At 69.8% G+C, this 12,668-nt stretch carries 15 protein-coding genes; 5 read left to right on the top strand and 10 right to left on the bottom strand.

Annotation, left to right across the window (positions count from 1 at the left end):
• The first annotated feature begins 70 nt into the window (after positions 1 to 70).
• On the top strand, positions 71 to 979 hold the full coding sequence (locus tag ABDW35_RS03640) for a LysR family transcriptional regulator (protein ID WP_343712486.1): 909 nt from the start codon (positions 71 to 73) through the stop codon (positions 977 to 979).
• Between the two features lie 16 nt (positions 980 to 995).
• Here ABDW35_RS03640 and ABDW35_RS03635 read toward each other — a convergent pair whose 3' ends face one another.
• On the bottom strand, positions 996 to 2,342 hold the full coding sequence (locus ABDW35_RS03635) for a PLP-dependent aminotransferase family protein (RefSeq protein WP_343712485.1): 1,347 nt from the start codon (positions 2,340 to 2,342) through the stop codon (positions 996 to 998).
• Positions 2,343 to 2,438: 96 nt separating this feature from the next.
• Between ABDW35_RS03635 and ABDW35_RS03630 the strand changes: the two genes are divergently transcribed.
• Both ABDW35_RS03630 and ABDW35_RS03625 read left to right on the top strand, forming a co-directional pair.
• Positions 2,439 to 2,825, top strand: coding sequence for a DUF983 domain-containing protein (locus tag ABDW35_RS03630; protein ID WP_343712484.1), 387 nt, complete (start codon positions 2,439 to 2,441; stop codon positions 2,823 to 2,825).
• Positions 2,826 to 2,905: 80 nt separating this feature from the next.
• Entirely contained in the window at positions 2,906 to 3,787 is an 882-nt protein-coding gene (locus ABDW35_RS03625) for a GyrI-like domain-containing protein (protein ID WP_343712483.1), read from the top strand.
• A gap of 33 nt (positions 3,788 to 3,820) precedes the next feature.
• Here the strand turns inward: ABDW35_RS03625 and ABDW35_RS03620 are convergent, their stop codons facing one another.
• Entirely contained in the window at positions 3,821 to 4,270 is a 450-nt protein-coding gene (locus tag ABDW35_RS03620) for an SRPBCC family protein (protein WP_343712482.1), read from the bottom strand.
• 42 nt (positions 4,271 to 4,312) lie between these two features.
• Positions 4,313 to 4,768, bottom strand: coding sequence for an SRPBCC family protein (locus tag ABDW35_RS03615; RefSeq protein ID WP_343712481.1), 456 nt, complete (start codon positions 4,766 to 4,768; stop codon positions 4,313 to 4,315).
• 123 nt (positions 4,769 to 4,891) lie between these two features.
• On the opposite strand from ABDW35_RS03615, the gene ABDW35_RS03610 reads away from it, so the two are divergent.
• Positions 4,892 to 5,965: an adenylate/guanylate cyclase domain-containing protein gene (locus ABDW35_RS03610; protein ID WP_343712480.1), complete on the top strand. Its 1,074-nt coding sequence runs from the start codon at positions 4,892 to 4,894 to the stop codon at positions 5,963 to 5,965.
• On the opposite strand, the gene ABDW35_RS03605 is transcribed toward ABDW35_RS03610, so the two are convergent.
• On the bottom strand, positions 5,946 to 6,164 hold the full coding sequence (locus tag ABDW35_RS03605; protein ID WP_343712479.1) for a hypothetical protein: 219 nt from the start codon (positions 6,162 to 6,164) through the stop codon (positions 5,946 to 5,948). The genes ABDW35_RS03610 and ABDW35_RS03605 overlap by 20 nt on opposite strands.
• Before the next feature lie 167 nt (positions 6,165 to 6,331).
• The gene (locus tag ABDW35_RS03600) at positions 6,332 to 7,360 is read right to left on the bottom strand and encodes an aspartate-semialdehyde dehydrogenase (RefSeq protein ID WP_343712478.1); all 1,029 of its coding nucleotides are present in this window, start codon (positions 7,358 to 7,360) and stop codon (positions 6,332 to 6,334) included.
• A gap of 149 nt (positions 7,361 to 7,509) precedes the next feature.
• On the opposite strand from ABDW35_RS03600, the gene ABDW35_RS03595 reads away from it, so the two are divergent.
• Positions 7,510 to 7,842 (top strand): DUF962 domain-containing protein, encoded by a 333-nt coding sequence (locus ABDW35_RS03595; RefSeq protein WP_343712477.1) that lies wholly within the window; start codon positions 7,510 to 7,512, stop codon positions 7,840 to 7,842.
• 134 nt (positions 7,843 to 7,976) lie between these two features.
• Here ABDW35_RS03595 and ABDW35_RS03590 read toward each other — a convergent pair whose 3' ends face one another.
• The 5 genes from ABDW35_RS03590 to ABDW35_RS03570 form a co-directional block, all read right to left on the bottom strand.
• Positions 7,977 to 9,371, bottom strand: a complete 1,395-nt coding sequence (locus ABDW35_RS03590; RefSeq protein ID WP_343712476.1) for an outer membrane protein transport protein — start codon at positions 9,369 to 9,371, stop codon at positions 7,977 to 7,979.
• Between the two features lie 330 nt (positions 9,372 to 9,701).
• Positions 9,702 to 10,817, bottom strand: coding sequence for a 3-isopropylmalate dehydrogenase (gene leuB / locus ABDW35_RS03585; protein WP_343712475.1), 1,116 nt, complete (start codon positions 10,815 to 10,817; stop codon positions 9,702 to 9,704).
• Positions 10,818 to 10,887: 70 nt separating this feature from the next.
• Positions 10,888 to 11,094 (bottom strand): DUF1737 domain-containing protein, encoded by a 207-nt coding sequence (locus tag ABDW35_RS03580; RefSeq protein ID WP_343712474.1) that lies wholly within the window; start codon positions 11,092 to 11,094, stop codon positions 10,888 to 10,890.
• A gap of 16 nt (positions 11,095 to 11,110) precedes the next feature.
• Positions 11,111 to 11,719 carry a 3-isopropylmalate dehydratase small subunit gene (gene leuD / locus ABDW35_RS03575; protein ID WP_343712473.1) on the bottom strand — a complete coding sequence of 203 codons (609 nt, stop codon included), beginning with the start codon at positions 11,717 to 11,719 and terminating at the stop codon, positions 11,111 to 11,113.
• A gap of 245 nt (positions 11,720 to 11,964) precedes the next feature.
• On the bottom strand, positions 11,965 to 12,668 hold a 704-nt coding region (locus ABDW35_RS03570), incomplete at its 5' end, for an MFS transporter (protein WP_343712472.1).

Here is a 12,668-nt window from a genome sequence, read left to right as displayed (position 1 = left end):
GAAGACCTTCATAATAGCCTCAGAACTGACCAGCCTTGTTAGTTCGGCTTAAAGATGATGCGATAGGGCCATGGACACTCTTCTCTCGGGCAGCGACTACAATCAGCTGCGGGCCTTCGTCGCCGTCGGCGAGCTGCTGAGCTTCAGCCGGGCGGCGGAGACGCTGGGCGTGTCGCCCTCGGCGCTGAGCCAGATGGTGCGCGGCTTCGAGGAGCGCGTCGGCGTGCGGCTGCTCAACCGCACCACCCGCAGCGTGGCGCTGACCGAGGCCGGCGAGACCCTGTTCCGCCGCGTCCGCCCGGTGGTCTCGGAGCTCGGCGAGGCCATCGGGCAGGTGCGGCGCAGCCGCGAGCGGCCGGCCGGCACCGTCCGCATCCATGCCTTCCGCTCGGCCGCCGAAGCCTATCTCGACCCGATCCTGCCGGGCTTCGCGCGGGCCTATCCCGATGTCGTGCTCGACATCACGCTCGACGACGCGGTGGTCGACATCGTCGCCGGCGGCTTCGACGCGGCGATCCGCATCGGCGAGGTGATCGAGCACGACATGGTCGCAGTGCGGCTGGGGCCGGAGATGCGCCAGATCGCGGTCGCGGCGCCGGACTATCTGGCCGCGCATGGCCGGCCGGAGCATCCGCGCGACCTGGTGCGGCACCGCTGCATCCGCTGGCGCTGGCCGGGGCATGCCACGCCCTATGCCTGGGAGTTCTTCGAGGATGGCCGCTGGTTCTCGGTCGCGGTCGAGGGACCGCTGATCGTCGACGACAAGCAGATGGCCCGTCGGGCGGCCTTGCGCGGCATCGGCATCGGTTTCGCGGTCGAGCAGGCGGTGGCCGACGACATCGCCGCCGGCCGGCTGGTGCCGCTGCTGGAGCGATGGTCCGCGCCCTTCCCGGGCCTGTTCCTGTGCTACCCGCAGCAGCGGCAGATGGCGCCCGCGCTGCGCGCCTTCATCGACGCGGTGAGGCAAGCCGCGCCGTGACGCTCCGCCGGCCGGCTCAGACGATGGCGGCGCCCGGCGCGCCGGCGGACCCGGACAGCAGGCGGGACAGGCGCCGCAGCGCCCGCTCCAGCCCCGCCCGGTCGGGCACGCCGCCGAGCGACAGCCGCACCGCTCGCGGTGGTGCGCCTGTAACATCAAAAGCGTCGGCCGGCACCACCAGCAGCCCGGATTCCCGGGCGGCGGCGGTGAAGGCCGTGGCAGACCAGCCCTCCGGCAGGGTCAGCCAGAGATGGTTGCCGTCCGGATGCGCGGCGACGGCGCCCGCGGGCAGCAGTGACGCGGCCAGGCGCTGCCGGGCCCGGTTCTCCGCCCGGATCGCCGCCGTCAGTGCGGCGAGCGTGCCGTCGCCGATCCAGCGCGTGGCCAAAGCGGCGGTCAGCGGCGAGGCCATCAGGCTGATCGCGCGCAGCCCCGCGGTCAGCGGCACCACGGCGCTCGCATCGGGCGCCGCGACATAGGCGACGCGCAGCGCCGGGCTGGCGCATTTCGACAGCGAGGCGACGTGCCACACGACGTCCGGCGCCAGGGCGGCCAGCGGCGGCGGCGCCGTGTCCTGCAGCGCGCCGTAGGCGTCGTCCTCGACGATCATGACGCCGTGCCGGCGGGCGGTGGCGACGATCGCCTGCCGACGATCCTGGGGCAGCGTCGCCGTGGTTGGGCTGGCGATGGTCGGGACCAAGTAGAGCGCCTTGGGCGGCCCGTCGCGGCAGAGGCGCTCGAAGGCATCGGGGTCGATGCCCTGGGCATCCTGCGCCAACCCGGCGAGGTTCAGCCCGAGATGGGCGGCGATCGCCCGCATGCCGGGATAGGTCAGGCCGGCGCAGGCCAGGGTGTCGCCGCGGCCGAGCAGCAGGTCGAGGAGGGCGAACAGCGCGCTCTGCGCCCCCGCCGCCGCCACCACCCGGTCTTCCGCCACCGCGCCGAGCCGCGGGCCGAGCCAGGACGCGCCGGCCGCCCGGTCCCGGGCCGTGCCGCTGCTGGGCTGGTAACCGAGGCTGGACCCGCCCTCCGGCCCCGCCAGAAGGGCCGCCAACCCCTCCGCCACTCGGTCGCCGAGCCCCGGCGGCTGCGGCGGCACGTTCATGCTGAGGTCGAAGCCGCCCGTCGCCGGCGCCGCAGGCCCGACGGCGACCGGGAGACCGCGAACGAAGCTGCCACTGCCGTTGCGCCCCTCGACCAGCCCCATACGCTTCAGCTCGGTATAGGCGCGCGTCACGGTGGTCAGGTCAACGCCGAGCTGCGCCGCCAGCTGCCGCTGCGGCGGCAGGCGGGCGCCGGGAAGCAGCGCACCGGACCGGATCCGGTCGGCCAGTTGGTCGATGATCGAGCGGTATTTCGACATGGGTCAACGGCTGCGGCGGTTTATCGCAAAACCATACACTTTACAAAAGCGCATGGCAATATTAGATACTACGCCATACAGTTCATGGGGACGATCATGGCCCAGCCCACCTATCCGACGCTGAAGCCTTTCGAGGTCGGCATCCGGGCCCGCTGCCCGCGCTGCGGCAAGGGCCATCTGTTCCGCGGCTTCCTGACCCTGGCGCCGCGCTGCGAGGTCTGCGGCCTGGATTACGGCTTCGCCGACCCGGCGGATGGCCCGGCCTTCTTCGTCATCTCGATCGTCAGCTTCCCGGTGATCGCTTTCGCCGCCTGGCTGGAACTGGCCTATGAGCCGCCGATCTGGGTGCACCTGCTGACATCGGTGCCGCTGCTGATCGGCGGTTGCCTGGCCCTGCTGCGGCCGCTGAAGGGCTGGCTGGTCGCCGCCCAGTACATCAACGACGCCCGCGAGGCCCGCCTGGCCGGCAAGGGCGAGGACTGAGCGGCCGAAATCCCGCAAGATCGGTCGAGCATGTCATTGCCGTCAGCGACTAACTGGAGCCCGCCACGGAGGACGGGACGATGAAGGCGGCACTTCAGACCTACCATGCCCGGATGCAGCGGGTGCTGGATCACATCGATCGGCATCTGGACGACGATCTGGACCTGGACGCGCTGAGCGACGTCGCAGCCTATTCGAAATTTCATTTCCACCGGCAGTTCACGGCGACCTTCGGGCTGTCCGTGCATCGCTATGTCCAACTCGCGCGCATGAAGCGCGCGTCATACCGGCTGGCCTACAGGGATGCCGAGAGCGTCACGGAGATCGCGATGGATGCCGGTTACGACGCGCCGGACGCCTTCGCCCGCGCCTTCCGGCGACGGTTCGGGCAATCGCCGTCATCGTTCCGGAAATCTCCCGACTGGGAGCCGTGGCTTGCGGCCTTCGGGCCTCTCGACGATGCGAGGAGCAAGCTCATGCAGAAGATCTTTACCGCCGGCGACGTAACGATCCGCGACGTGCCCTCCACGCCGGTGGCGATCATGGAGCATCGGGGCGATCCGGCGACGCTCGGCGCCACCATCCAGCGGTTCATCGCGTGGCGCAGGGCCGCCGGCCTGCATCCCAGGACCAGTCCGACCTTCAATGTCTGGCGCTCCGAGCGGCGTCCCGCGTCGCCGGCCGACTACAGCGTGGATCTCTGCGTCGGGACCGACCAGCCGGTCGAGGCGAAGGGCGAGCCGATCAAGGCCGGCGAGATCCCGGGCGGGCGCTGCGCGGTGCTGCGCGTCGTCGGCAATCCCGACAATCTGGAGCCCGCCGCGCTCTATCTCTATCGCGACTGGCTCCCGGCCAGCGGCGAGGAAGCCCGTGACTTCCCGATCTATTGCCAGCGGGTGAGCTTCTTCCCGGAGGTGCCGGAGCATGAGGCGGTCGCGGACCTGTTCCTGCCGCTGCGGTGAGGTGTGGCCGCCAACGGCAGCCTGCCCCTTGCTCTAGTCGTCCCGCCCGAGCCACGGGTCCGGGCCCGGGTCGCGGCCGCCGGCCAGCGCGGCCAGCCGGTCGAAATAATGGGCCCAGCCTTCGGCATGGGCGGCGCATTGCTCGGCGGTGGGCAGGCCGCTGTGGGTGAAGCGCAACAGCGTGCCGTCCGGCTGTTCGATCAGGTCGATCTCGACCAGACTCGACCCCGGCGGCACCGCCTCGCTGCCGTCCCAGCCGAAGCTGTAGGCCAGGCGATGCACCGGCACCACCTCGCGGAACGCACCGCGGGCGAAGCGGGCGCCGGTGACGTTGAGCAGATAGAGGCCGCCCGGCTGCAGGTCCATCTGCGCCTCGGTGCCGATCCAGCGCAGGATCTGCTCCGGGTCGGTCAGCAGCGCGAACACCGCGGCGGGCGGCGCCGGGATCCGGGTCTCGCGGCGGACGACGAGATCGTCTGGCATGCTCTCCTCCACGGTTTCGGCAGGCGGGGCAGCCCCGGGATGTCAGGCCTCGTGGCCGTCGCAGGGCGTCTTGTCCGCCGCGGGGTCGCGGCCGGCCGCCACAGACGCCAGCCGGTCGAGGTAATGGGTCCAGCCCTTGGCGTGAGCCGGCAAGGCCGAGGGCGGCAGCCCGCTATGGGTCATCCGCATCAGTGTGCCGTCCGGCTGCTCGATCAGGTCGATCTCGACCTGGCTCGACCCCGGCGGGACCTCGGCATTGCCGTCCCAGCCGAAGCTGTAGACCAGGCGATGCACCGGCACCACCTCGCGGAAGGCGCCGCGCACGACGTTGCTGCCGTCGACGTCGAGCAGGTAGAGGCCGCCGGGCTGCGGCTCGAAGGTGGCCGAGTTACCCATCCAGCGCAGGATCTTCTGCGGGTCGGTCAGGAAGGCGAAGATGGTGGCGGGCGGGGCCGGGATCCGCATCTCGCGCCGGAAGACGGTCGGTTCGTCCATCATGGTCCCCTTGCCGCCGCTTTGGCCCCCGGTCGACGGGCCGCCGGCAAACTACCATGGCGCGGGCGGGGTTCGCCATCCGCGCGGCGGATGACAGGCGCCGGCCGGCGGCGGCATGATCGCGGCATGGACCTGCCCCCGCCCCTCGCCTGGCTCGTCGACGACGCCGGCGCCGCCGCCGGCCCCGACCGTTTCCTGGCAGATCTCGGCAGCCGCCTGGCCGCCGATGGGCTGCCGCTGGCCGGCGGTGCCCTGACCCTGGCGGTGCCGCACCCGATCGTCGCCCGCCGCACCTGGCTGTGGCGGGCCGAGACCGGGGCGGTGATCGAGGCGCTGGGTTTCGCCGGCATGCCGCTGCCGGCCGACGGCCCGCCCGGCCAGGCCGGCCGCGACTGGCTGGCCGGGCTCGGGCCGGTGCGGGAGGATGCGGCCGGGCCGGCGGCGCTGGGCTGGGCCGGCACCCGGCCCTTCGATGCCGCCGAGGCCGAACGGCTGCGCCAGGCCGCCCGCTTCGCCGCGGCGCCGCTGTCGGCCCTGGCGTCGCGGGCCGGGCTGGCCGCCCTGCTGGAGGCCTATCTGGGCCGGCGCAGCGCCGCCCGGGTGCAGGCCGGCGCGCTGCGCCGCGGCGCCGGCGAGACCATCCGCGCCGTGCTGCTATGCGCCGATCTGCGCGACTTCACCGCCCTGTCCGAGGAGACCGAGCCGGCCGAGGTGATCGCCACGCTGGATGCCTGGTTCGACCGCATCGCCGGGGCGGTGCACGCCTTCGGCGGCGAGGTGCTGAAATTCATGGGCGACGGGCTGCTGGCGATCTTCCCGGTCACCGGCGATCCGGCCGAGGCTCGCAAGGCCTGCGACGCGGCGCTGCGCGCGGTCGCCGCCGCCCGGGCCGGCATGGCCCATCTCGATACCGCGCGCCGGGCCCAGGGCCGCCCGCCCCTGCCCTTCGGCGCGGCGCTGCATCTGGGCGAGGTGCTGTGGGGCAATATCGGCGCTGCCGACCGGCTGGACTTCACCGCCATCGGCCCCGCGGTCAACCTGGTCAGCCGGCTGGAGGGGCTGTGCCGGCCACTGGGCCGGGCGGTGCTGGTCTCCGGCGCGGTGGCCGCCGAGACTCAGGCGCCGCTGGTGCCGCTGGGCGAGCATGCGCTGCGCGGCATCGCGGCACCATGCGCCGTCTTCACCCTGCCGGATGCATGACCGGCGCCTCGGCACCGGGCCCCGCCAGCAGCTCTTCGCAGATCTCAGCGATCAGCATCCAGGTCGCCACCCAGTGGCTCTGGCCGCCCGGCACGCAGGATTCCGCCTGTCGCCGCGCCTCGACCGGCGCGTCCGGACCGTGCCGGCGCAGTAGCACCCGGGCTGAACGTTCCAGCTCTTGGGCGGTCAGGCGACTCATGAGCGGTCCGGGGGAACAGGGGGGACGCCACCCCTATCTATGAAGGTTAGATAAAATTGTCCACATCGAATCGGCCATCAAATCAAAACCGATTAGGAAAGGCCGGCGGCAGCAAAGCAAAAGGGGATCCCGGCCGGGATCCCCTCCTGCAGCAATGATCGGGCGTATCAGGCGGACTTGCGCAGGTGCCCGTCCTTGACCAGGACTTCGGCGATCTGGACCGCGTTGAGCGCCGCGCCCTTGCGCAGATTGTCGGCGACCACCCAGAAGGACAGGCCGTTCTCCACCGTCACGTCCTCGCGGATGCGGCTGACATAGACCAGGTCCTCGCCGGCGCATTCGACCGGGGTGACATAGCCCTCATCGGCGCGATGGTCGACCACCGAGATGCCCGGCGCCCGCTTCAGCACGGACCGCGCCTCCTCGGCCGAGATCGGGTTCTCGCATTCGATGTTCACCATCTCGGAATGGCCGATGAAGACCGGCACCCGCACGCAATGGGCGACGACCTTGATGGCGGGGTCGAGGATCTTCTTGGTCTCGGCCATCATCTTCCACTCCTCCTTCGTCGACCCGTCATCCATGAAGACGTCGATATGCGGGATGACGTTGAAGGCGATCTGCTTGGTGAACTTCTCCTTCACGATCGGGTCGTTCACGTACACGGCGCGGGTCTGGTTGAACAGCTCGTCCATCGCCTCCTTGCCGCCGCCGGAGACGGACTGGTAGGTCGAGACCACGACGCGGCGGATCTTGGCCAGCTGATGCAGCGGCTTCAGCGCCACCACCATCTGGATGGTGGAGCAGTTCGGGTTGGCGATGATGCCCTTCTTGCTGAACTGGGCGATCGCCTGCGGGTTAACCTCGGGCACCACCAGCGGCACGTCCGGGTCCATCCGGAACTGCGAGGTGTTGTCGATCACCACCGCCCCGGCCTTGGCCGCGCGCGGGCTGTGCACCGCCGAGACCTTGGCGCCCGGCGAGGACAGCACGATGTCGATGCCCTTGAAGTCGAACTTGGCGAGGTCCTGCACGTCGAGGATGTCGTCCTCGCCGAAGGAGACCTGGCGCCCGACCGAGCGCTCGGACGCCAGCGCCACGACCTCGTCGACCGGGAATTCCCGCTCCGACAGGATGGACAGCATCTCGCGACCGACATTGCCGGTGGCACCGATGACCGCGACCCGATAGCCCATGTCTGTAAATCCGGCTGTTCGATTGCTGCAGGGGACGCACTCGGTAGAATGTATGCCGATCCGCGCGCAAGGACACAGCCATGCGTAGAGTGCGCGGCGATCATGCCGCCAGGGGACGGCTGGCGGCTGGACACCGAGGAGGAAGCGCCATGGCCGACCGCCTGTCGAGCTATTCCGCCTTCTGGCCCTATTATCTGCGGGAGCATACGCGGCCGCGCACCCGGGCGCTGCATTTCTTCGGCACCAGCCTGGCGATCCTCTGCCTGGTGCTGCTGGTCGCCACCGGCAGCTGGTGGTGGCTGCTGGCGGCCCTGGTCTCCGGCTACCTCTTCGCCTGGATCGGCCATTTCTTCGTCGAGCACAACCGCCCGGCCACCTTCACCCACCCGCTATGGTCGCTGTTCAGCGACTTCCGCATGTACGGGCTGTGGGTGACCGGCCGGCTGGAGGACGAACTGCGCCGGGCGGGGGTGAGGCCGTAGGACCGCGAGCCCAATCGCAGCCCATCCCCCCGCTGTCATTGCCGGGCTTGACCCGGCAATCCAGAGAGCGTCGAGACCTTCTGGATGCCCGGGTCAAGCCCGGGCATGACACTGTTGGGGGACGGGACGGTTTCTTAGAACCGATACCGCAGCCCTAGCGCCACGATGTCGACGCTGCTGCTGTTGTCGGCGCTGTAGGACACGTTCGTCTGCAGCGGCGTGCCGACATAGAAGTCGCGCTCGGCGTCCATCTTGCGGGCGTCGATGAAGATGTGGGTGTAGGCGAAGTCGACCGACATGTTCTCCATGACGTCGTAGCTGAGGCCGGCGGACAGCCAGTAGCGGTCGCCGTCCGGGGTGCGGCTGGAGCGGTAGCCCGACTTGGTCGGCGTCGGGTCGTACTGGAAGCCGGCGCGCAGCGTCAGGTCGTCGTTCCAATAGTATTCGCCGCCGACCGAGAAGCCGACCGTGTCCTGGTAGCGCTGCTCGTTCACCAGGTCGTCGCCGCCATCGGCGCGCTTGACCCGGATCTCCTTGAACGAGGACCAGCCGTACCAGGTGACGCCGCCCAGCAGCGCGACCTGAGGCGTGATCTCCTGCCGGATTCCGAAGGACAGCATCGGCGGCAGGTTCAGCTTCGCCCGGCCGTCGGTGGCGAAATCGGCGCTCCGCGGCAGGCCCGGCAGCGGCGGGAAGTCGATGCCCTTCAGGCTGGCCCGCCCGTCCAGCATGTGGTCGACGCCGGAGCGGAAATGCACGCCGAGGCGGGTGCCCTCCATCGGCTGCACGATGGCGCCGATGTTGTAGCCGACCGCCCAGCTGTCGCCCTTGATCGACAGGTCGCCGTCATCGGAAAAGCTGGGCACCAGCTTGCCGACCGGGTTCGGCACGTTGCTCTCGAGCTTGGCCCAGGCATAGGAGATGTCGATGCCGCCGCCGATCGACAGCCAATCGTTCACCCGATAGGCCACCGTGGGCGAGAAGTTGTAGACGTTGAGCTCGGTCTTGGTGGCGTCGTAGCGGCCGAACCAGTTCTTGTTGTACTGGCTCTCCAGCCCGAACGGGGCGCCGAGGCCGAAGCCGACCCAGAGGCGGTTGTCGGTCGACGGCACCGGCACGGCGACATAGCCGTGCGGCACCAGAGTGGGGTCGTAGGGATTGTTGCTCTTCCGGTCGCCGGAGATCGCGCCGGGCGGCGGGTTGAGGATGCCGAGCGGGGTGCGGAAGCCCGGATAGTCGATGGTCGAGCCGTCATCCGTCAGCCGCGAATCCGGGATCAGCAGGCTGCCGCCGACCTGGGCCTCGCCCTGCTTCAGGAAGGTCATGCCGGCCGGATTGGAGAAGACGGTGCTGGCGTCATCGGCCGCGGCCGCCCCGCCGGCAAAGGCCCGGCCCAGGCCGGTCACGCTCTGCTCCTGGATGAAGAAGCCGGCGGCGTTCGCCGATGCGGCCCCGAGCCCTGCCGCCGCGGACAGCGCCGCCACCCCCAACGCCAGACGCGAAACGGTCCCGATGATCCCCTGCTTCATCTCGACATGTCCCCCCCGGTCGTCGACCGATATGTTGCGCAACGTTGCGTTTGTAACATTAGGTCACGCCCAAGACAGCGGCGCCGTCAAGCACTGTTCAAGGTCTCGATGAGATTGAATCCCTGGGGCAGGTCAAACCCCAGCCGGACGCTACGTCAACCGGTCGCAAAAAATGGCGGACGGAAGAACAGTCGGCGTTTCTCCACGGCGGCGCTCGGGAACGAATCGTCTAAAATTGATTCGGCTCTGCGCGGAGACTGGCAAACCTCAGACAAAAAGGGCGGGACCGATGGCCCCGCCCTTGCTGCACTGCACAAATACCTAAGAACGTTACTGCGAGCGAGCGGCCATCGCCTCCAGGATCGCGGTGCCCATGTCGCCGGTCGACACCACCTGGGCGGCGCCGGTGCCGGCGATGTCGGCGGTGCGGATGCCGCGGTCCAGCACGTCCGACACCGCGCCCTCGATCAGGTCCGCCTCGGCGCCGAGGTCGAAGCTGTAGCGCAGCATCATGGCGAAGCTGAGCAGCGTCGCGATCGGGTTGGCCTTGCCCTGGCCGGCGATGTCCGGCGCCGAGCCGTGCACCGGCTCGTACAGCGCCTTGCGCCGGCCGGTGGCGTCGGGCGCGCCGAGCGAGGCCGAGGGCAGCATGCCCAAGGATCCGGTCAACATCGCCGCCTCGTCCGACAGCATATCGCCGAAGAGGTTGTCGGTGACGATGACGTCGAACTGCTTCGGGTTGCGCACCAGCTGCATGGCGCAGTTGTCGGCCAGCATGTGGCTGAGCTGGACGTCGGAATACTGCTCCTGATGCAGCTTCGTCACCTCCTCGCGCCACAGCCGGCCCGATTCCATGACGTTCATCTTCTCGACCGAGCACAGCCGGTTGCCGCGCTTGCGCGCCAGCTCGAAGGCCACGGCGGCGACGCGGCGGATCTCCGACGTCGTGTAGACCTGGGTGTTGATGCCGCGGCGCTCGCCGTTGCCGAGGTCGGTGATGCCGCGCGGCTCGCCGAAATAGACGCCGCCGGTCAGCTCGCGCACGATCAGGATGTCCAGCCCCTCGACCACCTCGCGCTTCAGGGTCGAGGCATCGGCCAGGGCCGGGTAGACCAGCGCCGGGCGCAGATTGGCGAACAGCTCCAGGTCCTTGCGCAGGCGCAGCAGGCCCGCTTCCGGCCGGATCGAGAAGTCGACGCCGTCCCATTTCGGCCCGCCGACCGCGCCCAGCAGCACGGCATCGACCGCCAGCGCCTTCTCCATGGTGGCGTCGGTGACCGGCACGCCGTTGGCGTCGATCGAGCAGCCGCCGACCAGTTGCTCGTCGATGTCGAAGCCGACGGCGCGGTGGCTGCCCAGCCATTCGGCGGCGCGCTTGACCTCGCCCATCACCTCCGGGCCGATGCCGTCACCGGCCAGGACGAGGAGCTTCTTGTTGGCAGCCATGGGAAAACGACCTTCAGCGGGGGTTGGAGGAAACGGATCGGTGCGAGATCGAAGGACGGCCTGAGGCCGCTTATTGCCGGGACAGGTCGAGGTCGGGCGAATAGTCCTTGCCCTCGACCTCCTTGACGATGGCCTGGCCGCAGATGACGCGCTTGGCCTCCGGATCGTAGGTCAGGGTCGGCGCTTCGTACAGGGACCAGCCCTGGTTCAGCGCCGCGCTGACACGATGACAGAAGCTGGCGTCGTCCGGGCCGGTGAGATAGCGGTACAGCCGCATCGCCGTGCCGCCGCCGTCAGGCCGCGAGCCAGGGCTGGGCGGTCTTGCGCTTGGCCTCGAAGCTGTCGATCTCGCCGGCCTGCTGCAGGGTCAGGCCGATGTCGTCGAGGCCGTTGATCAGGCAGTGCTTGCGGAACGGGTCGAGGTCGAAGCGGATGACCTGGCCGTCCGGCCGGGTGATCTCCTGCTTCTCCAGGTCGACCGTGACGGTCGAGTTGGCGCCGTTCTCGGCGTCCTTCATCAGCAGGTCGACCTGCTCCTGCGGCAGGGCGATCGGCAGAATGCCGTTCTTGAAGCAGTTGTTGTAGAAGATGTCGGCGAAGCTGGGCGCGATGACGCAGCGGATGCCAAAATCCAGCAGCGCCCAGGGCGCGTGCTCGCGCGACGAGCCGCAGCCGAAATTGTCGCCGGCGACCAGCACCTGTGCCTTCTGATAGGCCGGGCGGTCGAGCACGAAATCCTTGGGATTGCCCTGCTCGTCCGTGCGCAGCTCGTAGAACAGCCCGGCGGCGAGGCCGGTGCGCTTGATCGTCTTCAGGAACTGCTTCGGGATGATCATGTCGGTGTCGACATTGACGATCGGCAGCGGCGCGGCGACGGCGGTGAGCGTGGTGAAGGGCTGCATGGCGGCGGCTGTGCTCAAAGGGGAGGACGGGCAAGTCATGCCACAGCCGGCCGCCGGCCCAAAGCGCGGAATCGTCACCCTCCCCGCGATGCAATTTGCCTTTGTGAGTCCCCCCTCCCCTCGCGGGAGGGGGCTAGGGGGAGGGGGTTGGCGGGCGAAGAGAGCAGACCTGGTGCCGGTTCGGACGGCGAGCCCCCCCTCCCCCTGCCCCCTCCCGCAAGGGGAGGGGGGACTGAAATGACTGCTCAACCGGCCTTCCCCTTCGGCAGCGCGAACAGCAGCCCGAGCACGGCCAGGGTCGCGGTCCCGGCATAGCCGGCGGCCGCGGCGAAGGCATGGGCATAGGCCGTGGCCTCGCCCAGCCCGGCGGCACGGGACCGCTCCAGCACCGTGGCGAACAGGATCCCGGCGATCGCGACGCCGAAGGCGCCGCCGACCTGCTGCACGGTGCTGAGCATGCCCGACGCCGAGCCGATATGGCCGTCGCGGATCCCGCCCAGCACCGTGTTGAGCAGCGGCGTGATCAGCAGGCCCTGGCCGACCCCGACCAGCAGCAGGGCCGGGATCAGCGCCTCCGCCTGCAGCGGCGCGGCCACCAGGGCGGTGGCGGCGGCGGCGAATTCGCCCAGCGCCGCGAGCGCGGCGCCGGCCATCAGCACCGCGCGGCGATGCTCCGGCGCCACCCGGCCGACGGCGATCGAGGTGATCATGAAGACGATGGCGGTCGGGGCGAACACCAGCCCGGCCGCCAGCGCCGACCGGCCGAGCCCGGACTGCGCCAGGAAGGCATAGGCCAGGTAGAAGGAGTTCATGGTCGAGTAGAACACCAGCGACAGCAGCACCCCGGCGGTGAAGGCGCGGTCGCGGAACAGTCCCGCCACTCTGGTTCGCCCGGCCTCGCCGCGGCGGTGATCGCCCGTGTCCGGGCGCTGATCCGCAACGAGCGTGT

It is taken from the genome of Inquilinus sp., from assembly GCF_039594555.1.
GTDB lineage: Bacteria > Pseudomonadota > Alphaproteobacteria > DSM-16000 > Inquilinaceae > Inquilinus.
The sequence above is the reverse complement of the archived record's forward strand: the minus strand, read 5'-3'. Positions and strand labels throughout refer to the sequence as shown.

Excerpts from the sequence above, each read along its gene's own strand:
- leuD (WP_343712473.1), bottom strand. The coding sequence starts at position 11,719 with ATGCAGCCCTTCACCACGCTCACCGCCGTCGCCGCGCCGCTGCCGATC.
- ABDW35_RS03600 (WP_343712478.1), bottom strand. The coding sequence starts at position 7,360 with ATGGGCTATCGGGTCGCGGTCATCGGTGCCACCGGCAATGTCGGTCGC.
- ABDW35_RS03625 (WP_343712483.1), top strand. The coding sequence starts at position 2,906 with ATGAAGGCGGCACTTCAGACCTACCATGCCCGGATGCAGCGGGTGCTG.
- ABDW35_RS03595 (WP_343712477.1), top strand. The coding sequence starts at position 7,510 with ATGGCCGACCGCCTGTCGAGCTATTCCGCCTTCTGGCCCTATTATCTG.
- ABDW35_RS03605 (WP_343712479.1), bottom strand. The coding sequence starts at position 6,164 with ATGAGTCGCCTGACCGCCCAAGAGCTGGAACGTTCAGCCCGGGTGCTA.
- ABDW35_RS03620 (WP_343712482.1), bottom strand. The coding sequence starts at position 4,270 with ATGCCAGACGATCTCGTCGTCCGCCGCGAGACCCGGATCCCGGCGCCG.
- ABDW35_RS03640 (WP_343712486.1), top strand. The coding sequence starts at position 71 with ATGGACACTCTTCTCTCGGGCAGCGACTACAATCAGCTGCGGGCCTTC.
- ABDW35_RS03630 (WP_343712484.1), top strand. The coding sequence starts at position 2,439 with ATGGCCCAGCCCACCTATCCGACGCTGAAGCCTTTCGAGGTCGGCATC.
- ABDW35_RS03610 (WP_343712480.1), top strand. The coding sequence starts at position 4,892 with ATGGACCTGCCCCCGCCCCTCGCCTGGCTCGTCGACGACGCCGGCGCC.
- ABDW35_RS03580 (WP_343712474.1), bottom strand. The coding sequence starts at position 11,094 with ATGCGGCTGTACCGCTATCTCACCGGCCCGGACGACGCCAGCTTCTGT.
- leuB (WP_343712475.1), bottom strand. The coding sequence starts at position 10,817 with ATGGCTGCCAACAAGAAGCTCCTCGTCCTGGCCGGTGACGGCATCGGC.
- ABDW35_RS03635 (WP_343712485.1), bottom strand. The coding sequence starts at position 2,342 with ATGTCGAAATACCGCTCGATCATCGACCAACTGGCCGACCGGATCCGG.
- ABDW35_RS03590 (WP_343712476.1), bottom strand. The coding sequence starts at position 9,371 with ATGAAGCAGGGGATCATCGGGACCGTTTCGCGTCTGGCGTTGGGGGTG.
- ABDW35_RS03615 (WP_343712481.1), bottom strand. The coding sequence starts at position 4,768 with ATGATGGACGAACCGACCGTCTTCCGGCGCGAGATGCGGATCCCGGCC.